Genomic DNA, 25,581 nt, shown 5'->3' with positions numbered 1-25,581 from the left:
GCTCCACTTGCTGATCCTACGAAGTCACCTTTTGTTACTTGTAATACTTGCTCTTTCATATCTTTCATTCTCCTTTTTTTATAAGTTATCTATATGTAATTTCTAAGAAATGTTTATTTCATAGTTTTTATGTTAACGTTACATTAAATTTGATAACGTAATGTTTGTAACATTAATGTAACATAACTATTATTACGTTGCAATATAATTACGTAAAATTTATTACACTTTTTTTACGTTTTTTTATAACAACCCTCAAAAACCTTTATTTAATGCGTTTTTCACTAAGTCCACGTTTGTAACATTCGCGTAACATTACAGTCATAAAGTGAAATGTATCCATATTCCTCTCTATTTTTGTTACAAATTGTTTATTTAGTGCCACTAAACCTATCTAATCTTTACTTACTTTTAATATGAGATAAAATACCGTCTTTCCAAGATAAGTTTATATGTTTCCTCTATATAACTATGTATAATAAAAACAAAGAGGTGGTCATTTTGAAATTAATCGCATTAGATATGGATGGTACACTACTATCATCTAATCTTGAAATCTCCAAAGAAAACCTACAAGCAATCCAAACTGCACAAGAAGCCGGTCATATTGTAATGATCTGTTCTGGTCGTGCGAAAGAGGATGCTTTAAAACTATTGGAAGAATATAAATTATCTCTTCCAGTCGGAGCAAGCAATGGGGCAATTGTTTATGTGGATGGAAAAGTAATTAACTCGCGTTGTTTACAAAACGATAAAGTATACAAGCTTGCAAAATTACTAGAATCTGAAGGTTTTCCTTATAAGCTATATACGAATAAAGGAGTTTATTCTCCATATACATGGCAAGATCAAGTCATGCAAGCTTTCGAAGAGAACAAGCATGCATTAGATGTTACACTTGAGGAGCTTGAGAGAATTACAGAAAAACAAAAGAAATCAAACTTAATTACTGATTTCCAAAAAATTGAAGATGTTGTAAATAATCCAGAATTAGAAATATCTAAATTCTTCATTTTGACATTTAATGCAACGCATCGTGCACAGCTATTAAGTATGTTACAAGAAGACACTGATATTTCGGTTACAGCATCAGCTCCTACTAATGTAGAAATTATGGATAAGCTTGGTCATAAAGGAAACGGTCTACAAGAAATGGCTGCTTATTTCAATATACCAATTGAAGATACTATTGCAATCGGGGACAACTTTAATGATGTGCCAATGTTACAAGTAGCTGGCTTATCAGTTGCGATGGGAAATGCTGAAGAAGATGTAAAAAAACTATGTGATGTTGTAACATTAACAAACAATGAACATGGTGTTGCTCACGCAATTGAGCAATTTGTATTGAAACAAACTTCATCTAGTAAATAAAAGAAAAGGACTCTTTCCATTTGAAAGGGTCCTTTTCTTTTATACGTGATGACAAGCAACAAAATGCTCTGTACCAACATTACGGAATTCTGGTACTGTTTTTTTACAAACATCCGTTGCAAATGGGCAACGTGTATGAAAACGACAGCCCGAAGGTGGATTTGCTGGACTTGGAATATCCCCTTCTAGTATAATTCGCTCTCGCTTCACTGTTGGATCTGGTATTGGAACAGCTGATAACAATGCTTTCGTATAAGGATGTAGCGGATTGGTAAATAACTCATCACGCGGTGCTGTCTCCACAATCGTACCTAAATACATAATTCCGATTTTCGTACATAAATGTTCTACTACACTTAAATCATGCGAAATGAATAAATAAGATAATCCCTTTTTCTCCTGTAACTCACTAAATAAATTAATAATTTGTGCTTGGATAGATACATCTAGTGCCGCCACAGGTTCATCAGCTACAATGAATTCTGGATTTAATACCATAGCTCTTGCGATTACGATACGCTGACGTTGTCCACCAGAAAACTCATGGGGATACCGGTCAATATGATAAGGAGCTAATCCACATAACTCCAATACTTCAATTACCTTTTCACGAACATTTTCTTTCGTCGCTAATCCGTGGGCCAACATTGGCTCTCCAAGCGCTTCTCCAATTCTCATTCTCGGATTTAATGAACTAAATGGATCTTGGAAAACGAGCTGCATATTAGGGCGATGTTTTCTTAATTCATCCTTGGATAAAGAATGAACATCTTCCCCTTTAAACTTCACTTCTCCCTCCGTTTTTTGAACGAGGCGTAAAATTGTTTTTCCTATTGTTGTTTTTCCGCTCCCTGATTCGCCAACGAGACCAAACACTTCACCTTTATTAATAGTAAAACTTACTCCATCAACTGCTTTTACATGCCCAATTGTTCTACTAAATACGCCACCCTTGATTGGAAAATATGTCTTTAGGTTTTTTACCTCTAATAATGGTTCACTCATTGTTCCGCACGCTCCTCATATAACCAGCAAGCTACTTTATGATTTTCATCATTTACATTTAGATTTGGGGCTTCTTTTTCACATATTTCCATACAATGCTCACAACGCCCACTAAAGTAACAAAACTCACCTAAACCAACTAAATTCGGAACTTGCCCTGGAATAGAATATAGTTTATCTATTCGTTTTCCCATTACTGGTTTTGATTTCAATAATCCTTTCGTATAAGGATGTTTTGGATTTTGGAATATCTCTAGTACTGGGGCTTCTTCAATAACTTTCCCGCCATACATAACGACAACATAATCAGCCATTTCTGCTACGACACCTAAGTCATGTGTAATTAATAAAATCGACGTTTTAAATTCTTCTTTCACTTGTCTTAGTAGATCCAATATTTGAGCCTGAATGGTAACATCAAGAGCTGTTGTTGGTTCATCCGCAATTAATAACTTAGGATTACAACTAAGTGCAACAGCAATCATAATACGTTGTAACATCCCACCGCTCAGTTCATGCGGATAAGAATGGACGATTTCATCAGCGCGGGCTATGCCAACTTTACGAATTAACTCAATTGCCTTCTTATATGCTTCATTTTTACTAAGTAATTCATGCTCCCTTAACGTTTCTACAATTTGCTCTCCTACAGTGAAGACGGGGTTTAGCGATGTCATCGGTTCTTGGAAAATCATCGCAATATCATTCCCTCGTAAACTACGAAGCTCTTTCTCTTTCATTCCTAAAAGACTTTTTCCTTCATATAAAATATCTCCACCTACTACACTGCCTGATTCAGCAATAAGTCCCATAATAGATAACGCCGTTACACTTTTTCCGCAACCAGATTCACCTACAACACAAACAGTTTCACCTTCTCGAACAGAAAAACTAACATGATTCACAGCTTTTACTGTCCCTTCTTCTGTCTGAAAGTGTGTTTGTAAATCTTTCAGCTCTACTACCGCTTTACTCATATCTCCTCACCTACCGTCTCATCTTTGGATCTAATGCATCACGAAGTGCATCACCAAGTAAATTAATTGATACAACTGTTATAAAGATTGCAAAACCAGGCGGAATCCATAACCATGGACGCTTTTGGAAATCGATTAATGAGTTAGCTGCGCTAATCATGTTCCCCCATGATGGTGTAGGTGGAACGACTCCGAGACCTAAGTAACTTAGTGCGGATTCTCCCAAAATAGAACCTGCAACACCTAATGTAGATACGACAATTAAAATGGGTAAAACATTAGGTATTAAGTGATATATAATTTTCCGGTAATCTTTTATTCCTAACACATCCGCAGCTTGCATAAATGCTTGCTCCCTAAGTGATAAAATTTGCCCTCTTACAAGGCGTGCAAGCCCTGGCCAACCTACTAAACTTAAAATAATCATAATGACATACAAACGATAATCAGACGGTACTTTCCACTCTGATAAAATCGCACCCATTATAATAAGTAACGGTAATCCTGGCATCGACATTAAAATATCTGCAAGTCGCATAATAATATTGTCCACAATACCACGATAAAAACCTGCAATCGCTCCTAATAAAGCTCCAAGTATAACCGATAAAACCATTGAAGCTAAACCAATGGTTAATGAAATACGTCCCGCTTGCATAAGCCTTGTTAAAATATCTCTTCCTAATTGATCTGTACCAAGCCAATGAGAAAAACTAGGTGGTTTGTTAATGAGCGCAACTTGTATTTTTCCTGATGCATATGGAGAAAAGAACGGACCGATAAAACAAAATAAAAACATAAAAATTAATGCATAAAACCCTACAAGTGCCATCTTATTTTTCTTTATCTTTTTAAAAGCTTGTCGCCATGGTGATGATTCATTTCTTCTCTTTTTTTCTGTAATTACTGTAACAGTCTCCATTTCTTTCCCCCCTTACTTCAACCGAATTCTTGGATCAACAACTGCATATACGATATCTGCTAAAAAGTTTGAAACGATTGTTAAACAAGAAAGAAACATCGTAAATGCCATCAATACTGTATAGTCACGGAAATTTAATGCTTCTAATTGAATATTACCAATCCCTGGCCAGTTAAAAATTTGTTCAATAATAATTGCCCCAGAAAACAATCCAGGTAATTCAAATGCTAATAACGTAATTGCCGGTAAAATTGCATTTTTTAATGCATGCTTATAAATAACCGTCTTCTCCTTCAAACCTTTCGCTCTTGCTGTTCGTATGTAATCTTGTCTTACAACCTCTAACATACTTGTTCTAAAATAACGAGTTAGCGAGCCGACCCCAAGAAGTGTCAAAATAAATACTGGTAAAATCATATGTTTTGCAACTTCTATCACGTAAGCAAATCCTGTTGAATTACTGCCAACATCAATCATTCCACCTATCGGTAATAACTTAAAGTCAACCGCAAACACCTTAATTAAAAACAAACCGATAAAGAATGAAGGAAATGACATTGCTGCAAAAACACCGATTGTTACAAGTTTATCGAATAAAGAATGTTGCTTCGTCGCCGAGAATACACCGATAATAAGTGCAATTAGCCAAATAAAAAACAATGCAATAATTGCTACACTAAAAGAATTCCAAATAAATTTATTTAATAATGACGTTACAGGCTCTTGATATTGAAGCGAGAAGCCAAAGTCCCCTTGCAATGCATTACCTAACCAATGAAAATAACGCTCAACAATTGGTTTGTTCAACCCATATAACTCCCTCAGTTCAGCTGCTCTTTCCGGTGTAATTTTCGGGTTTGAATCAATATAATCCCCAGGAAGAAGTGCGAACAGGACGAAGATAATAATTGATGTACCAAGCAGTGTAGGAATCATTTGTAACAACCTACGAACAATATATGTTTTCACCCTTTTTCTCTCCAATCTTATGCTTAAAATAGAAGAACATTTTTTCAAAGCGGCACATTACTAACCGAATGAAAAAATGTCTTCTACTTATACATTCTTATCGTTATTTTTCAAATGATAATACTGGTAAGTTTGCACTAATACTGTTGTACTTTTCAGGATCAATTCCTTTTATATTCCCGTTATAACCAGTAATTGTTCTACGGTAGTTTAATAGAATTACTGGTGGATCATCACTTAATTCTTTATACAATTCTTTATAAATAGGTTTACGCTTTTCGATATCTACAGTTTCAATACCTTTTTGAATTAGCTCATCTACTTTTGCATTCTTATAACCAAGACTAGTTTCATTTGCAGTAGACAAATATTCACCAGCTGTTTCACTCGGATCACTTGTAATCGGTGTCGAAACAGAAGCTAAATCATAATCCCCTTTGTTTACCTTAGAAAGCATCGTATTAAAGTCCATAAATTCAGGATTAAACTCTACACCTATTTCTTTATAATTCTCTTTCGCAATCGGAATTAATAAATCACTATCTTTAGCCGAACTTGGACCGAAATAAGAAAGTTTTAATTTTTGACCATCTTTTTCACGAATTCCATCCGAACCAACTTTCCACCCTGCTTCATCTAATAATTTTTTCGCTTTTTCTTTATCGTATTCGTATTTATTAACTCCTTCTTCCGTATAAGCCCAAGAAGTTGGATGAATTGGTACATTGGCTACTGTACCGTATCCTTTTAACGCTGTATCAACATATTTTTTGCGGTCTAATCCGTAAATAAGTGCTTGGCGAACCTTTTTATCCTTTAAGTAAGGCTTATTATTATTCATATAAATATAACTAAATGACGGTGCTGTTTCGATTTGGATATTGGCGAATTCTAAAGCCTTAGCCTGTTCAAGAACCTCATCACCAGTACCTAAGCCAGTATGGTCAACTTCTCCTGTTTGGAATAACTGAAGCTTCGTATCACCAGAAGTAATTTTATAAATGAAGTTTTGAATTTTTGGTTTACCCGCATAATAATTTTCGTTTGCTACAAAACGAACTTCTTGACCTGGAATATACTTTTCAAATTTATATGGACCCGCAGCTAATGGCTTTCCATATAAATCTTTTAAGTAATCTAAGCTTGTATTTTGCTTATAATCTTTTCCATAATAAGCTTTTGATAGTACTGTACCTCCTAAAACAAATATAGCTTGTGAATTCACTTTTTCAGTTGTAATTTTAATTGTTTGTGGATCAACAACTTGAATACCTTCAATTGAAGTTGCTTTTCCTTCCTTATATTCTTTACCACCTTTAACCGCATATTGAGAGATATCTACTTCACCTTCATATGCCTTATCATGTAAAAGCGTCAATGTGAAAGCTACATCATCCGCCGTTAATGGCGATCCATCACTAAATTTCAAATCTTTACGTAAATGGAATGTATATGTTAACTGATCAGAAGAAACGTCCCACTTCTCAGCTAATTCTGGAATTGGTTTCCCTTGTTTATCGGTTGATACGAGAGATGCAAAAATAACTGAAGTTACGTTTCCATCCCAACCATTTTGTTGGAAGTATGGCAAAAATACGCCGCCTGGCTTACTAATACCAACTACTAACGTATCTTTTCTATTCTTCGCTTTGTCTGGCACTTTCGTTTTATCTGTCGCAGCGATCTTTTCAATTTTCACATTTTTTAAATCCTGCTGTTTAACCGGCTCTGTAGAAGCCGCGTCCTCCTGTCCCCCACAAGCAGACAACACAAGCGAACTACTCATTAATACCGAAAATACACCAGCCCATTTTTTTGTCTTTTTCTTCATTGTCCCCACCCTAACTTTTTATGATTATACCCTCTGAACGAATTACCTTATGTATGCCTCCCACAGCAACATTTATAGCCAATCGGAAAAGTCGGTTTTAATCGTAAAAAAATAGATGTTTTTGAGGGGTAACAATCTTATTCCGACCTTTCCGGTAGACTTTATGGTTATTAGCTTATATCGTTCATTATGTTTTGTCAATTCTTTCTAAATAAATATTTTGAGAATTTTTACAAAATTATCACTCTACATTTATACTTTAAGAAAACTCAGCTATAATTCGTATTAAAAAACTTAAAAATCTACTTCTATTCCTTCAACATGAAACATAGAATACTAATAACCAATTACCAAAAAGGGGGCGAAAATATGGACAACCTATTCCAATACGTCCTGCACTACGTATTATTAACAATTATGATAGTCGGAGCGCTATTACTATTCCCGTTCTTCCCAAAGTTCGTCCTCTTTTTAGCTTTTTTTATCATGCTCGGGATCGCTATTATAATTTCAACGAGAGAAGATGCCACGCAAAAAGAGAGCAGAGTTCAGCGCGTAAAGCTGTAACTTTGCTCTCTTTTCGTTTTCATTCACTAGTCTCTTTTATACATATTTATCCCGCTATTTGCCGGGCAGTAAAACCCCCACTGATTAAAGTTTCACTTTATCTCTCGGGAAATAATTAGCCTTTGTTTTTGTAATTACTCCTATCGAAAAGCCACTAATGACATTTCTTTTTCACCTTATCATTTTCATATGTTTCACAAACTATGCAAATTGAGGAACACGGATTTATCTAAGTTACTGTTTCACGTGAAACACACCGCTTCATTTAATCTTTAAAGCAAAATATCATTATGAAAAAAGCAACTTCCTCCAACAAAACTGAAAGGAAGTGGCTTTCTACTCTTTACTCCACAATATTCTCTAAATCACTATATAACTTCGCTCGTAACAACTCTTTCTTCGTTTTTTCCTCATATAATTTTTCAAGTCTTTCAACATCAGCTACATGTTCCATTTCACATTCTATTGCATATATATCTTCTTCTACATGCATTAGCTCATTTTCAATCTCTTCAAGATTCCTAGCTTCTTTCTCTTTTACAAGAACCGTTTCAACACTTTTTCTCCCTTGGCGTTTCTGCTTTATTACTTGCTTCTCAAGCTTTTCCTCCCACTTTTGACGAGCCCATGCATAGTTTCCTGCAAACTCAAATAATTGGCATCCATCAATCCAGTACGTCTTTTCAAATAACTTATTTAAAAAATAACGATCGTGTGAAACAGCTAAAATCGTCCCATTATATTGCTCAAGGGCTTCCTCTAAAACTTCCCTTGATTCAATATCAAGATGGTTTGTCGGCTCATCTAAAATTAGAAAATTGATGTCTTGATACATAAGTTGCGCAAGTCTTAACCTCATTCTTTCTCCACCGCTCAGTTGCGTTACTTTCTTAAACACCGCTGGACCATAAAATAAAAACTTAGCTAATATATGTCTCGCTTCTCCCTCTGTTACAGCTACATATTCTCTAAAAGCCTCTAATACATTACTCTTCATATTTCCGTACGCATGCTGGGATAAATAACCGATTTTCACACTACTACCAATTCGAATTTCTCCCGCGTCTGGTTCTATTTCTTCTAATAATAATTTTAGTAGCGTTGTCTTTCCTGTACCATTACGACCAACGATGGCCGCACGCTCTTGAAAACGAACATGTAAATTCACTTCGTTAAATAAGGGGTGGTCAGCAAATCCCTTACTCACTTCTTTCATTACAACAACATCTTTCCCACTTCTCTCTTGCCCTTCAAACTGAAGTCCCATTTGTTTTCGTTCTAAAATAGGTTTTTTTAGTTTCTCCATCCGTTCCAGTGCACGTTCCATACTTCTTGCTCTCTTATGCAATCCTTCATTCGGAGGATTCGCTTGATTTGCCCATTCACGTAGGCGCTTAATTGCTTCTTTCATTTTCTTTATTTTCTTTTGCTGCTCTTGATAAGCTTGAAACTCTTGAAGTAATCTTTCTTCCTTCTCCTCGACGAACTGAGAATAATTCGTATGGTACACGTGAATCTCTCCATCTTCCAAATCAAAAATTTTCGTTACAACTTCATCAAGGAAATAGCGATCGTGTGAAATAACCATAACTGTTCCAATATATTCTTTTAAAAATTTCTCTAACCATTCAACTGCAAACAAATCTAAATGATTTGTTGGTTCATCTAATAGAAGTAAATCTGGTTTCTGCAATAACATATATGCAAGGCTAACTTTCGTCTGTTCTCCTCCACTTAATTCCGTAAATACTCTTGGAAATAAGTCTGTTACTTGTAAGCCATTTGCTACCTTCATTATATTTGCCTCTATTTCATAACCACCGAGAAATGCAAATTTTTCTTGAATTATTCCGTACCTCTCCATTAGCTTTTGCAATGAAGATTGTTCCTGCTCCTCCGCCATATTTTTTTCTAGAGCATGCATTTCTTTTTCTAATTCCTTTTCTACTTTAAAAGCGGAACTCAATACATCATATACATTCATGACCTCATCAAACTTCGGAATTTGTGCGACATGACCAATACGTGTACCTTTCTTCATATGGATGGCTCCTGCATCCAAACTCTCCCTTCCCGTTAGAAGTCCAAAGATTGTTGTCTTCCCACTACCGTTACGACCAACTAACCCAACACGTTCACCATTCTTTATTTCAAGCGATATATTTTCAAATATGATGTTTCCACCAAAAGATTTCATTACATTATTTACACTACAAATAGTCATTTTCCGTACTCCTTTCAATATAAAAAACCATGAGAAAGAAACATTCCCCATGGTTTTCGGCATAGAAAAAGGAAGCCAAATAGCTCCCTTTTCACACGTTTATTAAAAATGGGTGAAGAGATTTCTATCGTTCAATAGTCACTATGCAATTGTTAAAAAAGGGCATACGTATCCCGTTAACAACTACATCATGAAAAATCGCACGACAAAAATAAATAAAATCTAAAAATTTGGCACGCGCAGCTAAAGAACGTTTCATCTCATTCACCCCTTTCGTACGGAATTTAATACTTACTTCTTTATTATACTTTCCAATTTCATGTTTGAATAGTCATTTTTCTGAAAATAATGAAGATAGACTAAACATTTCAATAAGTGACATCAAATCTTACAAAACTGTTATGTTCACGTAATGGAAAGCGATAGTACGAAAAGATGCCTCCCTATACAATAAAGATGTAAACAAGCGAGACAAACAAAAGGAGGAAACAAACATGATGAAAGAAATCGTAAAAGCAATCTTTGAGGTATTAGTGAACGGACAAGCAGTTGTAAACGAACTAAATGAACTATAAAAAGGAGTGAAGAAATATGATGAACATGGTGAAAATGATTTTACACGCTTTAGTCGATGCAAAAGCAGTTAGCCAAGAATTAAACCAACAATAAAAAGGGGTATATGAATATGAAGAAAGCCACTATTATAATTGCAAGCACAGCAATTACCTTATACACAATAAAAAAGAGAAAAAAGAAAAATAATGAAAATGTTCTATATTATCCATACACGCTATTAGAGAAAAAATAAAAGACAAGGTACCCTATCGTAATGAGGATATCTTGTCTTTTATTTTTCCCCTATTCCTTTAGAGGATTTCCTTCTCCTTTTCCCGAATGTATTAAGCGGGATTTTTACACATATTTTAAAGGGGCATATATACAAATGGATACACAACAACTATATTTTTTAAACGATATCGGTAAACAAAAACCAGAAAGTATTCGGAATAGAAGCGCTGCATGTCCATTTTGCGATAAAGAACAATTAACGGATATTTTAGCAACTGATGGTTCTATTATTTGGTTAAAAAATAAATTTCCTACATTACAAGATACATTTCAAACAGTGTTAATCGAAACCGATAATTGCGAAGATCATATCGCAACATATACCGAAGGACATATGAGAAAATTAATGCAATTTTCTATTCAACATTGGTTACACTTACAGAAGAACGAAGAGTTCGCATCTGTGATTTTATATAAAAATCACGGTCCATTTTCAGGTGGAAGTTTGCATCATGCACACATGCAAATTATCGGAATGAAATATGTAGATTATCTTGAAAATATTGAAGAAGAAAATTTCCAAGGGTTAATTATTCAAAAAAATGAATGCATTGAGCTTAATATTTCAGAGCGTCCCATTATTGGCTTCACTGAATTCAATATAATCATTGATAATATTTTATATATAGATGAAATGGCAAATTACATTCAGCAAACTGTACGTTACATACTGACAGATTTCCATAAAGGATGCAGTAGTTATAACTTATTCTTCTATTACTTAAATGGAAAAATTATTTGTAAAGTTGTACCTAGATTTGTCGTTTCACCATTGTATGTAGGATATAAAATACCGCAAGTTTCTACAAAACTAGAAGAGGTGAAAATACAACTCACGCAGTATTTCACGAAAGAAAAGGATGAAATTATTCATAAAAAAACAGAGTAGGTATAGAAAACCTACTCTTTAATTACACCTTTATTTCGATAGTACACATCTTCTAATCCGATGTTATACTTCATGTTATTATCCGTCCACTCTGGCCCTAAATTCCCTGGCCATCCAGATGTATTCGCTATATATTTCAGTAATGCAAAATCAGTCAAACCTTTTTGCACCCCACGCTTATATCCTTTCATTAAATGCGGCATTGCAATTTGCGCATTTGTACGTGGATCTTTCAGCTCATCATCAGTTAAATGTTCTGGTGCAAGCCCGCCGCTGCGGTGTAGTTGAAACAATCCGAATGAAGTTCCATTATCTCCAACACTTCTTGGATTTAATCGACTTTCATGCTCGGCAATTGCAAGAGGTATCCATTCTGGAAGATTTACTTTCTTCGCTTCCTCTATAATGATTTGTTTCATCTGTTTTGCTTCTTCTGAATCAACATAGCTTGTTCCATTCACTAGCTTATCCATTCCTTCAGACTTTCCTTGGAAATATAAATATACTCCAAGAACAACTAAAAATCCTACAAAGAATTTCTTCACTACCTCTACCTCTTTCTCCGCTGAAATTTGTCCCCTTTCAGCCTTCCCTTTACAATTACCTACATTCTATTACTCTTTTATCATAGCAAATAACTATACATATTATCATCATGCTTTAGACCGATTTTGTGAAAAAACAGCTGGTAAATACGTGTAAAAATGTAACTTTCATAGACTATAACGCATTTATTGTATATAATTGTAAACTGAACTCTACATATAGAATAGGAGCATACAAAATGAAAAAATGCCTAACACTCTTGTTCAGCATTTTACTACTCATCCCTACCTACACCTCTGCACAAACATCATCAAAACCAAAAGTACTTGTTTTGTATAGTACACAAGACGATAAAGTTTCAAATAACGTCCAAATACTTAATACTCAATTAGGACATTTTACAAATGATATAACCGTAAAAAGCTTAAAAGAAGCAACTTCAATTAATAACGTATCCTCCTATACACATATTGTTTATATCGGTGAAACAAAAGAAGTGTTTTCCGATGAAACGAAACAATTTCTAGAAAACTTCTCCGGCCCTGTATTAGTATTAGGACAAAATGTTGAACAATTATCTAAGCGTTTTTCTTTCATTACATTGAAGAGTGATGATATACGAGTTAATAAAATTGAATATCCAGACAAGAAGCTAAAAAATACTTTAGAAGCGGAACGATTAATTCAATCATTTGATACGAATGGAACTGTGCTTGCTAGCGCCTTAAGCTCAAATAACACTAACCCACTAATCGTTCAGCATGAAACATCTTATTACGCTGCAACGCCAAATCTCTTTGACTGGATGTCTCATTACGTCGGTGAAATGTTATTTTCTTACTTCGGAAAAGAGCCAACGACAAATAAAGTAGAAGCTTATTTACGTCTTGAGGACGTTCATCCGGCCGCAGATATAAATCAATTAAAAGAAATTGCTGAATTACTAAAAGGGAAAAAAATTCCTTATATGATTACGGTCATCCCTGTATATAAAGATCCAAATACGGGAAAGACAATACATCTAAAAGATAAACCCGAACTAGTCGATCTTTTACGCTCTATGCAAAATGATGGGGCAGCAATTATTTTGCATGGTTATACTCACCAATTTTATGACAGTGAAACCGGTGAAGGGTTTGAATTTTGGGACGTAAAGACAGATCAACCAATTCGCCAACCGAAACATGAAAAACCGAAGACAAAAGATGACTTTCCAAATATAGAGGCATATAACCAATATGTAAAAAAAGGGGAAGAGTTTGAGGAAAAATATACGAAAGATCATATCGAAAAAGGAATTCAAGAACTTGTAGCTGCTAAACTATATCCTGTTGCCTTTGAAGCACCTCATTACACGATGTCTCAAAAAGGATATGAAATATTATCAAGATACTTTTCAACTTATGTAGGACAACTACAGTTAAATGATACAACTTGGAAATCCATGCACTCACCATATTATACAAGTACTCCGTCATTTTTACATGGAATGAAAATATTGCCTGAAACAGTCGGATTTATTGAAGAAAATAAACCACAAACTATTGCTAAAATGAAAGAACGTGCTCTATCTGTTTCTAAATTATCCGATGGAGTTATTGGAGCATTCTATCATCCTTACTTAGGTGTGAAACCATTAAAAGAAGTGTTAAAGGACCTAGAAAGTATTCCAAATATAGAATGGATTGATTTACAAAAGGAAAAGAATGAAGTAAAAATGAAAGATATTCATATTACGACGAATAAAGACGGCATTCACGTTGAAAAACCAACCAGTGCGAATGACATAATTGATTATATAAAGCAATATGGCATCTTCCTTATACTAGGGTTCGTTATCATTGTCTTTCTTTTATTATTAAAACGTGCGAAAAAATTAGAATCCTAATACAAAACCACCGAGCGGAACGCTTGGTGGTTTTTTGTCCTATATCAAACCGTGGCATTTTATTAAATAAATTCAACTTTTACTTTTTCCGTTACATGATTAAAACTATAATTCTCCTATCCTTTCAAATAAAATCGACTTGTATTTTCATATATTGTTTCTGCGACCTTATCAATAGATATGTTTTTTATAACACTAATTTCCTTTAATACCTCTCGAATCATTCTTGGATGCGTTATAACATCCTCTTGAAATTCCCACGGTCCATCTGTTTCTACCATCATATATTCAAGTGGATAATACGAAACGATTTTTCTAATCTTCTCCTTATGTAAAACATCCGGTGTAATCGAAATATAATAACCATTCTTCATCATCCGTTTCATTGTTTCATCACTTCCTTTAAACCAATGGAAATGTGCACGTGAAACTTTATATTTCTCTAGCAAATCACATACAATGTCAGCATCTTCATAAACTGCATGTAATATAATCGGCAAATTATACTTACTAGCTAGTTCTATAAATTTTTTCAATACAACTATGTATGGATTTACAGCAATTCTTTCATCTTCTTTCCTCAAATAATAGGGCAAACCTACTTCACCAATCGCAACAATTTCCTCTGCGTTCTGTTCAATAAGTTTATAAATCTGTTCACACTCTTCTTTATGAATCTGTTGCTCTGGATGAAACCCTATCGCTGGATATATAAAAGGATAGTTCTTCGCTAAAGATAACGTTTCCTTACAAGATTGATAATTCATAGATACTGCAATAAGCCCCTTTATTTCATTACTATTTTCCACCTCTTTCAGTAATCTGTTCTTCTCTTCATCCTTATATTGATCAACATGTATATGACTATCAATCCATTTCATCTTTATGCCCCCATAAAAAAAACAAGAAAGGACTTCCTTTCTTGTTTTATCATCTATATTATTTAACAATTAAGTTTGTTATGATATCAAATAATCCAATACACACTACGGCAACAGTAAAGTAGCTACAGAAATCTTTAATTGGTAACTTCACTACTTCTTCTTTACGCATCCCATTTTTCTCCCTTCTTACTAGATCCCTAATTATTTTTCTATCTGTATCTATTATGCAAAAAATATGACAAATTTACTATCGAATTAACTTACGTAAACCTTACAATGTTGTAAGGTTTAAAAAAGGATCCTCATCTTTATTCAGATGAGGATTATTAAAAATTAGTTGGTTTTTCATTCTTCATTACAAACAGAAAGTAATACATTGAGACTTTCTAGTTACACTATATGAAAATTACTATCTTTTAACTATCGAATTACATTACAGAAGGCTTACATGTTTGTAAGTTATGTGTAATGTAATTCGATAGTTCTCCTTACTTATATTTCGTACAATAAAGTTAGAAAGTAAGCCAAATAAGAAGAACAATCACATAACCAAATTACATTGCTAGTAGCTACTCTTCTTATACCTTTCACCTATGCTACTACAATGTACCCCCTTCCCTTTTATATAATAAAAAAAGCCTTAGTCCATATAGACTAAGGCTTTTTTATTAACCTCAAAAATACCCTTACCCAGTATTTTTATTTTCGACAAAAAATAGCCGGGGGTATATTTCACTATCTCATCGTTAAAAGTTTGCTCTTCGCATTTATAGGAATATTTGCAACCTCAATCTCTTCAATCGATTCACCGTAACGTCCTTTTGCAAAAACCTTTAATGCTTCATCTCTCTTTAACATATGCTTAACCGTTTTCTTTATTTTCTGCTCTCTACCACGTTCATCGAATGCAATAAATTCATATTCATACCACTCATCACCAATATGCTGACCAATTGTATTCACAACCGTATAGTATTCTTTCGTCTTATAAAATGGATTATATTTATCGATAACCGGTCCAAGTTTCGTAGGCAGTAACATTACTACTATCACTATCATCGCTATTATAGTAGTGATCATTTTTTTCCTCATAATAAACATTCCTCCTCTGCAGGATATATATACATCCATTTTAAAAAGGGGGAATAAAATCTACTATTGAATCTCATTACATTACACTTACATTTTTGTAAGAATTAAAAAAGGTGAACGAATTTACTCGTTCACCTTTTAGCTTGCTTTAAAGCCACCGCCAAGTACATCACGTACATCATGTATAACAACGAAAGCATCTTCATCTACCCGGCTAATAACTTGTTTTAACTTAACAAGCTCTTGTTTATTAATAACAACATATAAAACTTCTTTATTTTTACCAGTATATCCGCCGCGCCCTTCTAATACAGTAACACCGCGTGTCATATTTTTCGTAATAGTTTCACGAATTAAGTCTGGTTGATTCGAAATAATCGTAACAGCCGTTTTTGTGTCCATTCCTTCTACAATGAAATCAATCACCTTCGCTCCAATGAACACAGCTACAAGTGTATACATTGCCTTTTCTTGCCCTATTATAAATACTGAACCAGCAATTACAACAATATCAATAATTAGTACGCCTTTACCTACACTCCAACCTAAATATTGATTTGCTAACTGAGCTAAGATTGCCGATCCTCCCGATGTACCTCCAGCTTTGAACATACAGCCTAATCCAATACCCACAAATAAACCAGCAAATAAAGCTGCTAATAATGTATCACTATTTACATGATACTCAATATGTTCTGTAACGTATAAAAACAAAGATGTTTCTACAATCCCTAAAATTGTATAAATCATTGTTTTCTTATCAAAAAATTTATAACCAATAGCTAGTAAAATTGCATTTATAGCAAAATTCACAATCCCTGGTGACCAATCAAATAAGTAGTACGTAACAACCGTTAAACCAATAATTCCACCTTCCGATAAACGGTTTGGAATTGCAAAGTAATTAATACCAATTGCGAATAATAATGAACCAATTGTAATTAGTGTTATTTCCTTTATACGTTGATTAACCATAGTTCATACCCTCCCCCCATTTGACATTGTATCACTATCTCCTAGAGGTTTAGAAGTGGTTTTTATTCCGCATTTTCCCTCTTAAAAATTGAAATATTATGTTTAAACAGAGGGTTGATTAATTATTCATATTTGCTCTAACTGCATGGATAAATTGCTCCACATTCCCTTTCTGAATATGCTTAGCGCGAATGGTTTCATGATTATAAGTAAACTCAAAGTACGAATGAAAATCTATGCTATCTATATGCAAATATGAGTACTCTTTAAATGTTGAAGGATAGTACGGAAATTTCACGTAAAAAAGGAGACGTCTAGTAGTGGCAACAAAAATTCCATGTTGATAACATAACATGAAATTATCCTTCTCAAAGATCCCTACCACAAAAGCCAGAATCTTTTCATCATCATCTACATACTTTTTCATACTCGATAAAAGTTCATTCATGCATATTCCTCCAAATTCTATTCATTGCATTAACACTTGAAAAGAATCCATGGATTATTACAAACCGGTTTAACTCCTTTATAAAGTATGAAACGCGTTTCCTGTCAAAGATATTTCAAAAAAATAATCCGTTATGCGATTATACACATAACGGATTAAGATTAAACTGTAGAGCGTTCCACAAGTTCGTATGGAATTTCCAGCTTTTCTTGTTTAGAACTCTCGTCATTCACTTTTCTATGCAACATTTCAAAAGCAGTTTTCCCTATCTCCTTTAAATTTTGATCAATAGTTGTCAATTGTAACACTTGCGAGATAGGTTGATTATCAAAGCCAATAATCGCTAAATCCTCAGGAACTTGAATCCCTAGTTTTTCAACCTCTGTCATAACCCCAATCGCAACTTCATCACCTGCTACTATTAATGCTTCAGGAAGATCCTGTATCTCTTTTAACTTATGAGCCACTTTTACACCATCTTCTAGTGTAAAACATTCTGTAAAAATCCATTCTTCATTAACCTCTTCGTCTATAGATTGCAATCGCTGTTTATAAACATCAAAACGCTTTTGACTACTCGGCCCTAATTTTCTTCCCGTACAATAACCAATTTTTTTATAACCTTTCTCAATCAAATAATCCATTCCTAATTGAAAGGCCGCTGAATGATTCGTATATACACTTGAGATGTTTGAAATATCATTATCTTCACAAGCAATTATTGTGCCGTAAGAAGCATACGGTTCTATCGTTTCCCAATCATTTGCACGTGAACAAATAATAAGACCATCCAATTGTTTTGTTTTTAACATATGTAAACTTTTTATTTCTTCTTTTTTATTATAATTCGTTTGGCAAAGTAACACTCTGTAATTATGAGTTAACGCAATCTCCATCATTCCGCTCACCATCGCATCAAAACACGGATGATTAATATACGGTAAAATCACACCAACAATATTCGTCTTTCCTTTTGATAAATGAACAGCATTTGCGTTTTGCGAGTAATTCAATTTCTCAACTATCTCTATAACCGCTTTCCTTTTTTCTTCACTTACATATGGGTGATCATTCAACACTCTCGAAACAGTCGTAACTGAAACTCCCGCTATCTTTGCTATATCTTTAATATTAGCCATACACTCACCTCTATCTTTAACTTAATGAATCTCATGAACATATGTCAAATCTTCTTATCATTACACCTTCATTCGTTTCTCTTACAAAAGTGTAATTTTTCTGTAAGCTAATTCGATAGTGACTTTCCGCAACATTTCATACAATTAAGTCAGAAACAAGGTAACAACCATTCGAAAAGGAGCGGATTAATATGATGAACAAAATGAAAACGAACAATTTCTTACATACAATGGGCATGGTATTTTCCACTCTTATCGACGCAAAAGCTGTTGCTTCTACATTAAACAAGTAAGGAGAATATATTATAAATAACATCACTTTTAACAAATTAGATTTTTTAGGACTAGCTAGTGGCTCGCTTCTTCTTACTGCTTTTATTTACGCCGCTACGCTTGTATAACTTTGTGTCCCCTTTCCCCTTTATTATAAATAGTAATAGAAAAGACGACCGTCTATGCCCGGTCGTCTTTTCTTATTTTTGATTTGATTGCAAAGCTTCTTTTAACTCCTCAAACTTCTCATTTAATTGATCTGTCATCATTTTCATAGCGGTTTTTCGATCTATTTGTTCTCCAGCCTCAATTTGAATCGGATCTCCAAAAATCAATTGTGCCTTTTTCCCCTTTATTAATTCTTTTACACTTGATGGACCAACATAAGCTGCCGGCACTAAAGGTACATTAGAACGCATCGCAATTGTCACAGCACCCGCTTTTAATGAAACATCTTCCGCTGATCTCGTTCCACTCGGAAAAATCCCTACTACCTTTCCTTCTTTTAATAAACGTGATGGAATTTTAAGTGTACTCGGTCCCGGATTCGCGCGATCTACAGGGAATGCATTTACATTTTTAAAGAACCAATTTTTGAATTTCCCTTCAAATAATTCTTTTTTTGCCATGTAATGAATCTCTGTTGGGTACATCCCTGTAGCTAACATTAATACATCCATAAAACTTGTATGTGTACACGCAACAACATACGGACCACCTTCTGGTAGCTTTTCTCTTCCTTGCACTTCTACTTTCCCAGCTGTTTTAAATATATATTTCAACAAAAATGTAATTGGTTTATACATTTATTTCGTTCCTTTCTAAACATCCGAAGTATAATCATATTCTTACAACAATTATAACACTAAGTTTTAGGAGTTGGTAATAAAAATAAGTATGAATTGTTAAATTTCAATTCTTACAAAAGTGTAATTTTCTTGTAAGCTAATTCGATAGTTACTTCTCACTATATTTCATACAATTAAGTCAGAAACAGGGCAACAACTATTCGAAAAGGAGTCGATTGATATGATGAACAATATGAAAACGAACAATTTCTTAAATACAATGGGCATGGTATTATCAGCTCTTTTCGACGCAAAAGCTGTTGCTTATACATTAAACAAGTAAGGAGAACTCATTATGAATAACATCACTTTTAACAAATTAGACTTTTTAGGATTAGCTAGCGGCTCTCTTCTTCTTACTGCTTTTATTTACGCTGCTACGCTTGTATAACTTTGTGTCCCCTTTCCCCTTTATATAGAAAAAGACGACCGTCTATGCCCGGTCGTCTTTTTAATTTTTTCTTTCTTTCAATTCTTTTAAAAGCTGTATCAGCTCAGCTTGTTGTTTTATCTTTTTACGACCATTTCGATTAATTGCTGCAAGCTCACAGGCAACTCCCACGGCGAAGAAAAACAATAAACTTTCTAACATGTAAAATCCTCCATTTGCCTATTAAACAGCTTGACGTAATTGTTCTTCTTGTAAAACTCTCTTATTTATATTTTCTTCTTTTCTCTGACAAACGTTATTGCGAATAAGCGCTGCAATAACAAGTACAGTCCCTATAATATCAAACATTGTGATTTGATACCCTTGCATCATCATAATAGCTAAAGTCGTAATTGGTACAAAATTAATAAATAAAATCCCATTAATGGATGATAAAATTTTCACACCATAGTTCCAAGCAAGTAGCGCTACAATACCTGGCAATGTCATCATAAATAACAAATCATATTTCACAATAGAAATCGTTCCCATACTCGGAACTGAAATATATCCAAGCGACGTAATAATTACCGTTATAATCGCTGTAACAGTCGTACCGAATACACACGTCAACGTAGAATAACGTAATGTTGACCAATCACTACAAGTTTGACCACCCATCGTATAAATAACCCAGCCTACAACACCAATAAATATAAATGCTAATGGGAACATATTATCTTTCAATGTTACAAAGAAACTCATGTCACCTTTTGTAATAACAAACACAGCTCCTACAAAAGCAATAACCATACTCGTTATCATATACTTCTTCGGTTTTATATGCTTATATCCCCATAAAATACAAATAGAAATCATCGGCATAAGTGCTTCCATAATGGAAGCTACCATTACACCCGACTTACCCATCAACATTTGCCCTAAAAATATGAGGACATTATATACTGTAAATGCCATCGTTCCAAAAAAGACGAGTAACTTTCCTCTTCCCTCTAAACGAAATGCCTGTTTTCCTTCTTTCATTAACAACAATACAATCAGCATTATCACCACCGCTCCATAGCGAATAAGCGAAAAATAAAATGGATCTATGTATTCTAGCGCATGATCAGCAACTGGAAACATCACTCCCCATGACATACTCGCAATTAAACACGCTAAAGCCCCTATTATCATTTGACCTCTCCTCACCGCAATCCCCCGTTTCTTTCTATTTGCACAAAGAGAATTGTAAAAGAAAAAATATATCACGTAAAATGATTCAAAATGATGTTAACTATCATTTATAATGATAGTTAACATCAAGGGGGATTACAAAATGGAATTACGAGACTTACAAATCTTTAAAAGCGTTGCCGATCAGGGGAGTGTAAGTAGCGCAGCAAAGGAATTAAATTATGTACAATCAAATGTAACTGCACGTATTAAACAACTAGAAAACGAATTAAAAACCCCACTCTTTTACCGCCATAAACGAGGAATGACTTTAACAGCTGAAGGAAGAAAAATGCTCGTTTATGTTAGTAAAATTTTGCAAGATGTCGACGAACTAAAACAAGTATTTTTAGATAGCGAAACACCTTCTGGTATATTAAAAATCGGTACAGTCGAAACAGTAAGTACACTGCCTACCATTTTATCTTCTTACTATAAAAGCTATCCGAATGTCGATTTATCATTACAAGCGGGTCTAACAGAAGAATTAATTAGAGAAGTACTTGATCATCAATTAGATGGCGCCTTTATATCAGGTCCTATTAAACATCCACTAATCGAACAATACGATGTTAGTACAGAGAAATTAATGCTTATAACACAAAATAAAGCCTTTCATATAGAAGAATTTACAACAACGCCTCTACTCGTTTTTAACCAAGGATGTGGATACCGCTCCAAACTAGAACGTTGGCTTAAAGATGAAGGTTTGCTACCAAAAAGAATTATGGAATTCAATATATTAGAGACAATATTAAACAGTGTTGCACTCGGTCTCGGAATTACACTCGTACCACAGTCTGCTGTCCATCATCTTTCTAAAGCAGGTAAGGTACATTGTCATGCAATCCCTGAAAAATACGGCAGTATTTCAACGGTTTTCATACGCCGTAAAGATAGCTATATGACAAATTCAATGCGTAGTTTTTTAAAAACAATTGAAGACCATCATCATATCAATATGCTGTGAAAGACATTCTTACATGAATGTCTTTTTTTCTTACAAAAGTGTAAGTATTTCGTAAGCTAATTCGATAGTTGCAAGTAGCCATATTCCCTATAATTAAGACATAAGCAGGGCAACAACAATTCGAAAAGGAGCGGATACGCATGATGAACAATATGAAATCAAATAAATTTTTAAATACAATGGGCATGGTGCTATCCGCACTTGTCGATGCAAAAGCTGTTGCAACTACATTAAACAAATAAGGAGAGATTATAATGAACAACATTACTTTCAACAAATCAGACTTTATCGGACTTGCAAGTGGAGCTACTCTTCTTACGGCTTTCATTTATACACTTGCTCAAGGTCTTGTTTAACACTTTGTTTCCCCAAACCCCTTTATATATAGAAAAAGCTGCTCGTCTTATAGACAAGCAGCTTTTTAGTTTGTCCCGCTTTAATGGGCAGTAAGACCCCCACCTCAAAATTCAGCGAAAGCAAAGAAGTTAGGTGGGGGTCAGGCTGCCCATTAAAGTCCGATTGGTGAGGGCTAATAATCAGTGGGGGATGAAGACCCCCCCACTGATTAAAGTTTCACTTTATTTCATATATAATTTGACCCGTTTTCGTAATATCATATCCGCCAATCGCATTTAATTCATTATGAAATTCTTCCGATTGCAGAATGTCTTTCACAACTTCAATCAGCTCTTCATTTTCTTTATTCTTCAAAATTACTAAATCATACTGTTCTTTCATGATCGGAATAAAGTCCACATTTACAATTTGCGAAAACTTTTCTGAACCTACTCCTACATCACCTTTTCCATTTGCAACTTGCGTGGCAACACCAAGATGATTCGATTCTTCCCATTCATATCCACTAATATCAGCTTTATTTAATTTTTGGATTCGTAATTGTTCATCCACTAACACTCTAATACCAGAACCCTTTTCTCGATTCACAAACTTTATAGTGGACCCGGATATGTCAGCCCATGTCTTTATTCTCTTCGGATTTCCTTTTCGGACATAAAATCCCACATTTCTGGACAATAAATTAATCATAATACATGGCTGTCCTACTAAAATGCGTTTTACGTAAGGAATATTATATGTACCCGTTTCACCATCAAACAAATGCAAACTAACGATACTTCCTTCTCCTTGATACATTTTCACCAAACTTGTTAAGCTACCTTGATACGCTCTTAAAACATTAGAACTTGGCAAACGATTTTCTATACGTTTAGCTAACATATCTAACGTTAGTTCTTGACCACTAATAATACACGTGTTCAAGTTACTACTACCATCGTTTTTTACAGGATTAACTTGTACCTTTCCTGTTTTCATTTGCTTTATATATTGATCTAAATCTGCTGCATCAATGCGCATCTGTCTACCAACTCTATAAGAAGGAAGTTCTCCTTTTTTAATTAAGTCGTATACAGTTAATTTCGATACTTTTAATCGCTTTGCTACTTCTTCCGTTGTGTAGGAATGATGATCCATAGACGATTCCTCACTTTCTCCTTTCATTGTAACAAAGAAAAGAATATTTCTCCTATTTTTTAAAAATAGATATATGTTCAAATTATATTCAATTATAACTAGTTATATTTAGTTATATTTAGTTATAATTAGATGTATCAAAATGAAAGGGTATTTTTTTATGAATAAATTTATATTACGTTCCATCGGGGCACTTATACTTTCTTTCCTTCTTATATTTAGCGCTGCTTGTACAAGTGGGGAAAAGCATACAAATTCAGCTGCTAAAGAGGATAAAACAGTTGAACTGACTATCTCAGCTGCTGCAAGCTTACAAGATGCATTAAAAGAAATCGAAAAACAATATAAAGAAAAAGAGCCAAATATCAAACTTTCTTTTAACTTCGGTGCTTCTGGAGCACTTCAACAACAAATTGAACAAGGTGCACCTGCTGATTTATTCTTCTCAGCAGCAGAAGATAAATTCCAAACCCTTGTAAAAAAAGGATTCATTAATGAAAAAGAAGGGAAAAATCTTCTTGGAAATGAACTAGTTCTAGTCATCCCTAAAGATAGTTCTCTTACAAAATTTCAAGATTTAAAAGATGAGAAAATCAAAAAAATTGCACTTGGTACACCTGAATCTGTACCTGCTGGCAAATATGCAAAGGCTTCTCTAACACACGAAAACCTTTGGAATGATGTTCAAAATAAAGTCGTATTTACAAAAGATGTTCGCCAAGTGTTAACATATGTAGAAACAGGGAATGTCGATGCTGGTATCGTATACAAAACAGATGCTGTCATTTCGGATAAAGTAAAGATTGGTGAGACAGCAGCAGCTACTTCTCATGAGCCAATCCACTATCCTTTAGGTGTTATAAAGGAATCTAAACATAAGAAAGAGGCGACCTCATTTTATGAGTATTTGCAGTCAAAAGATGCACAATCTATCTTTAAGAAATATGGATTTACAGTCCTGTCGTAATTACTATGAGCATTGATGCTATTTTATCGCCTGTCTTTCTATCTTTAAGAGTAGCTGCGTGTGCCACTATTCTCGTTACAATTTTAGGGACAATTGTCGGGCGAGCACTAGCTCGCTCCTCATGGCGATATAAAGTACTATTAGAAACCATATTTTTATTACCAATGGTACTTCCACCAACTGTTATCGGCTTCTTTCTCATTATCATCTTTGGAAACAACAGCCCGATCGGAAAGTGGATTGAATCATTATTTCAGCAGTCTATTATGTTCACATCTACTGCTGCGATCATCGCTTCTACAGTTGTTGCATTTCCGCTTATGTACCAATCAGCGAAAACAGGGTTTTCTATCGCAAATGTACAAATTGAAGAAAGTGCTCGTGACCTTGGCGCAAGTGAATATCAAGTTTTTCTACACGTTACACTTCCACTCGCATTTCCCGCATTACTAAGCGGGATGATTTTGAGCTTTGTCCGCGCACTCGGAGAGTTTGGTGCTACACTTATGTTTGCCGGGAACATTCCTGGTAAAACACAGACAATCCCAACTGCAATTTACATGGCTATTGATGCAAGTAATATGCAACTCGCCTGGACACTTGTAGTTATTACTATCGGTATGTCACTCGTATTTCTACTATGTATTCAACTTATTAATAAAAGAATCACTAACTCTTAAAGCAGCTTTTGTCAAAGCTGCTTCTTTATTTCTTAGGAAATAGAATATACCAATGGGAAATAACTGAATTTTACCTCTTATTAAAATAGACATTTTATTTGAATTCACTTTCTAAAATAGGCAATTTCCTGTTATTATATGGAGGTGTTTCAAAAAATGAAGAA

29 protein-coding genes are annotated in these 25,581 nt (G+C 34.3%); 11 read left to right on the top strand and 18 right to left on the bottom strand.

What is annotated here, in order from left to right:
• A partial coding sequence (locus BAQ53_RS26510; protein ID WP_002181819.1) for a DUF3948 family protein occupies window positions 1-68 on the bottom strand: 68 nt, incomplete at its 3' end.
• A 433-nt stretch (window positions 69-501) separates the two neighbouring features.
• On the opposite strand from BAQ53_RS26510, the gene BAQ53_RS01080 reads away from it, so the two are divergent.
• On the top strand, window positions 502-1,374 hold the full coding sequence (locus BAQ53_RS01080) for a Cof-type HAD-IIB family hydrolase (RefSeq protein ID WP_000766427.1): 873 nt from the start codon (window positions 502-504) through the stop codon (window positions 1,372-1,374).
• 39 nt (window positions 1,375-1,413) lie between these two features.
• On the opposite strand, the gene BAQ53_RS01075 is transcribed toward BAQ53_RS01080, so the two are convergent.
• The 5 genes from BAQ53_RS01075 to BAQ53_RS01055 all read right to left on the bottom strand — a co-directional run bounded on the left by BAQ53_RS01075 (window position 1,414) and on the right by BAQ53_RS01055 (window position 7,078).
• On the bottom strand, window positions 1,414-2,379 hold the full coding sequence (locus tag BAQ53_RS01075) for an ABC transporter ATP-binding protein (protein WP_208906434.1): 966 nt from the start codon (window positions 2,377-2,379) through the stop codon (window positions 1,414-1,416).
• Entirely contained in the window at window positions 2,376-3,356 is a 981-nt protein-coding gene (locus tag BAQ53_RS01070; RefSeq protein ID WP_000030789.1) for an ABC transporter ATP-binding protein, read from the bottom strand. Before BAQ53_RS01070 ends, BAQ53_RS01075 begins: the two co-directional genes overlap by 4 nt.
• Before the next feature lie 10 nt (window positions 3,357-3,366).
• Window positions 3,367-4,278 carry an oligopeptide ABC transporter permease gene (gene opp4C, locus BAQ53_RS01065; RefSeq protein WP_196477992.1) on the bottom strand — a complete coding sequence of 304 codons (912 nt, stop codon included), beginning with the start codon at window positions 4,276-4,278 and terminating at the stop codon, window positions 3,367-3,369.
• Between the two features lie 12 nt (window positions 4,279-4,290).
• Entirely contained in the window at window positions 4,291-5,247 is a 957-nt protein-coding gene (locus tag BAQ53_RS01060; RefSeq protein ID WP_000860748.1) for an ABC transporter permease, read from the bottom strand.
• Between the two features lie 103 nt (window positions 5,248-5,350).
• Window positions 5,351-7,078 (bottom strand): ABC transporter substrate-binding protein, encoded by a 1,728-nt coding sequence (locus BAQ53_RS01055; protein WP_000730692.1) that lies wholly within the window; start codon window positions 7,076-7,078, stop codon window positions 5,351-5,353.
• Window positions 7,079-7,447: 369 nt separating this feature from the next.
• Here BAQ53_RS01055 and BAQ53_RS01050 point away from each other — a divergent pair, with 369 nt between their 5' ends.
• Window positions 7,448-7,645 (top strand): hypothetical protein, encoded by a 198-nt coding sequence (locus BAQ53_RS01050; RefSeq protein WP_000369254.1) that lies wholly within the window; start codon window positions 7,448-7,450, stop codon window positions 7,643-7,645.
• A 343-nt stretch (window positions 7,646-7,988) separates the two neighbouring features.
• Here the strand turns inward: BAQ53_RS01050 and abc-f are convergent, their stop codons facing one another.
• Together abc-f and BAQ53_RS26120 are read right to left on the bottom strand one after the other, a co-directional pair.
• Window positions 7,989-9,920, bottom strand: a complete 1,932-nt coding sequence (abc-f, locus tag BAQ53_RS01045; protein ID WP_131251513.1) for a ribosomal protection-like ABC-F family protein — start codon at window positions 9,918-9,920, stop codon at window positions 7,989-7,991.
• Between the two features lie 73 nt (window positions 9,921-9,993).
• Window positions 9,994-10,128, bottom strand: a complete 135-nt coding sequence (locus BAQ53_RS26120) for an RAxF-45 family protein (RefSeq protein WP_000830643.1) — start codon at window positions 10,126-10,128, stop codon at window positions 9,994-9,996.
• A gap of 420 nt (window positions 10,129-10,548) precedes the next feature.
• Between BAQ53_RS26120 and BAQ53_RS01040 the strand changes: the two genes are divergently transcribed.
• Window positions 10,549-10,677 carry a spore coat protein B gene (locus tag BAQ53_RS01040; protein ID WP_208906433.1) on the top strand — a complete coding sequence of 43 codons (129 nt, stop codon included), beginning with the start codon at window positions 10,549-10,551 and terminating at the stop codon, window positions 10,675-10,677.
• Between the two features lie 135 nt (window positions 10,678-10,812).
• Window positions 10,813-11,607 (top strand): DUF4931 domain-containing protein, encoded by a 795-nt coding sequence (locus BAQ53_RS01035; protein WP_196477995.1) that lies wholly within the window; start codon window positions 10,813-10,815, stop codon window positions 11,605-11,607.
• 11 nt (window positions 11,608-11,618) lie between these two features.
• Here the strand turns inward: BAQ53_RS01035 and BAQ53_RS01030 are convergent, their stop codons facing one another.
• The gene (locus BAQ53_RS01030; RefSeq protein WP_208906432.1) at window positions 11,619-12,152 is read right to left on the bottom strand and encodes a transglycosylase SLT domain-containing protein; all 534 of its coding nucleotides are present in this window, start codon (window positions 12,150-12,152) and stop codon (window positions 11,619-11,621) included.
• 239 nt (window positions 12,153-12,391) lie between these two features.
• Here BAQ53_RS01030 and BAQ53_RS01025 point away from each other — a divergent pair, with 239 nt between their 5' ends.
• Complete coding sequence (locus BAQ53_RS01025; RefSeq protein WP_000710615.1) at window positions 12,392-14,041, top strand: DUF2334 domain-containing protein; 1,650 nt, start codon at window positions 12,392-12,394, stop codon at window positions 14,039-14,041.
• A gap of 116 nt (window positions 14,042-14,157) precedes the next feature.
• On the opposite strand, the gene BAQ53_RS01020 is transcribed toward BAQ53_RS01025, so the two are convergent.
• The 5 genes from BAQ53_RS01020 to BAQ53_RS01000 all read right to left on the bottom strand — a co-directional run bounded on the left by BAQ53_RS01020 (window position 14,158) and on the right by BAQ53_RS01000 (window position 18,579).
• Entirely contained in the window at window positions 14,158-14,922 is a 765-nt protein-coding gene (locus tag BAQ53_RS01020; protein WP_000871068.1) for a TatD family hydrolase, read from the bottom strand.
• Between the two features lie 738 nt (window positions 14,923-15,660).
• Window positions 15,661-16,017 (bottom strand): YxeA family protein, encoded by a 357-nt coding sequence (locus BAQ53_RS01015; RefSeq protein ID WP_001227798.1) that lies wholly within the window; start codon window positions 16,015-16,017, stop codon window positions 15,661-15,663.
• Between the two features lie 138 nt (window positions 16,018-16,155).
• Window positions 16,156-16,992 carry a YitT family protein gene (locus BAQ53_RS01010; protein WP_000248039.1) on the bottom strand — a complete coding sequence of 279 codons (837 nt, stop codon included), beginning with the start codon at window positions 16,990-16,992 and terminating at the stop codon, window positions 16,156-16,158.
• Window positions 16,993-17,110: 118 nt separating this feature from the next.
• Window positions 17,111-17,440 (bottom strand): PH domain-containing protein, encoded by a 330-nt coding sequence (locus BAQ53_RS01005; RefSeq protein ID WP_208906431.1) that lies wholly within the window; start codon window positions 17,438-17,440, stop codon window positions 17,111-17,113.
• A 161-nt stretch (window positions 17,441-17,601) separates the two neighbouring features.
• Window positions 17,602-18,579, bottom strand: a complete 978-nt coding sequence (locus BAQ53_RS01000) for a LacI family DNA-binding transcriptional regulator (RefSeq protein WP_074593944.1) — start codon at window positions 18,577-18,579, stop codon at window positions 17,602-17,604.
• A gap of 305 nt (window positions 18,580-18,884) precedes the next feature.
• Here BAQ53_RS01000 and BAQ53_RS00995 point away from each other — a divergent pair, with 305 nt between their 5' ends.
• On the top strand, window positions 18,885-18,980 hold the full coding sequence (locus BAQ53_RS00995) for a DUF3948 family protein (protein ID WP_001060007.1): 96 nt from the start codon (window positions 18,885-18,887) through the stop codon (window positions 18,978-18,980).
• A gap of 72 nt (window positions 18,981-19,052) precedes the next feature.
• On the opposite strand, the gene BAQ53_RS00990 is transcribed toward BAQ53_RS00995, so the two are convergent.
• Window positions 19,053-19,658: a lysophospholipid acyltransferase family protein gene (locus tag BAQ53_RS00990; RefSeq protein ID WP_000277769.1), complete on the bottom strand. Its 606-nt coding sequence runs from the start codon at window positions 19,656-19,658 to the stop codon at window positions 19,053-19,055.
• A gap of 337 nt (window positions 19,659-19,995) precedes the next feature.
• Here BAQ53_RS00990 and BAQ53_RS00985 point away from each other — a divergent pair, with 337 nt between their 5' ends.
• The gene (locus tag BAQ53_RS00985) at window positions 19,996-20,091 is read left to right on the top strand and encodes a DUF3948 family protein (RefSeq protein WP_001060007.1); all 96 of its coding nucleotides are present in this window, start codon (window positions 19,996-19,998) and stop codon (window positions 20,089-20,091) included.
• Between the two features lie 60 nt (window positions 20,092-20,151).
• On the opposite strand, the gene BAQ53_RS00980 is transcribed toward BAQ53_RS00985, so the two are convergent.
• A complete protein-coding gene (locus BAQ53_RS00980; protein ID WP_000894065.1) occupies window positions 20,152-20,292 on the bottom strand; it encodes a YrzO family protein in 141 nt (46 codons plus the stop codon).
• Between the two features lie 21 nt (window positions 20,293-20,313).
• On the bottom strand, window positions 20,314-21,282 hold the full coding sequence (locus BAQ53_RS00975; protein WP_208906430.1) for a DMT family transporter: 969 nt from the start codon (window positions 21,280-21,282) through the stop codon (window positions 20,314-20,316).
• 127 nt (window positions 21,283-21,409) lie between these two features.
• Here BAQ53_RS00975 and BAQ53_RS00970 point away from each other — a divergent pair, with 127 nt between their 5' ends.
• The gene (locus tag BAQ53_RS00970) at window positions 21,410-22,276 is read left to right on the top strand and encodes a LysR family transcriptional regulator (protein WP_000423031.1); all 867 of its coding nucleotides are present in this window, start codon (window positions 21,410-21,412) and stop codon (window positions 22,274-22,276) included.
• A 254-nt stretch (window positions 22,277-22,530) separates the two neighbouring features.
• The gene (locus tag BAQ53_RS00965) at window positions 22,531-22,632 is read left to right on the top strand and encodes a DUF3948 family protein (RefSeq protein WP_001060018.1); all 102 of its coding nucleotides are present in this window, start codon (window positions 22,531-22,533) and stop codon (window positions 22,630-22,632) included.
• 217 nt (window positions 22,633-22,849) lie between these two features.
• Here BAQ53_RS00965 and BAQ53_RS00960 read toward each other — a convergent pair whose 3' ends face one another.
• Entirely contained in the window at window positions 22,850-23,770 is a 921-nt protein-coding gene (locus BAQ53_RS00960) for a substrate-binding domain-containing protein (protein ID WP_046946224.1), read from the bottom strand.
• Window positions 23,771-23,930: 160 nt separating this feature from the next.
• Here BAQ53_RS00960 and modA point away from each other — a divergent pair, with 160 nt between their 5' ends.
• Both modA and modB read left to right on the top strand, forming a co-directional pair.
• Complete coding sequence (gene modA / locus BAQ53_RS00955; protein ID WP_208906429.1) at window positions 23,931-24,737, top strand: molybdate ABC transporter substrate-binding protein; 807 nt, start codon at window positions 23,931-23,933, stop codon at window positions 24,735-24,737.
• A 5-nt stretch (window positions 24,738-24,742) separates the two neighbouring features.
• Window positions 24,743-25,417 (top strand): molybdate ABC transporter permease subunit, encoded by a 675-nt coding sequence (gene modB, locus BAQ53_RS00950; protein WP_000020523.1) that lies wholly within the window; start codon window positions 24,743-24,745, stop codon window positions 25,415-25,417.
• Window positions 25,418-25,581 lie beyond the last annotated feature (164 nt).

It is taken from the genome of Bacillus sp. B25(2016b), assembly GCF_001679765.1.
Classification (GTDB): Bacteria; Bacillota; Bacilli; order Bacillales; family Bacillaceae_G; genus Bacillus_A; species Bacillus_A thuringiensis_K.
The sequence above is the reverse complement of the archived record's forward strand: the minus strand, read 5'-3'. Positions and strand labels throughout refer to the sequence as shown.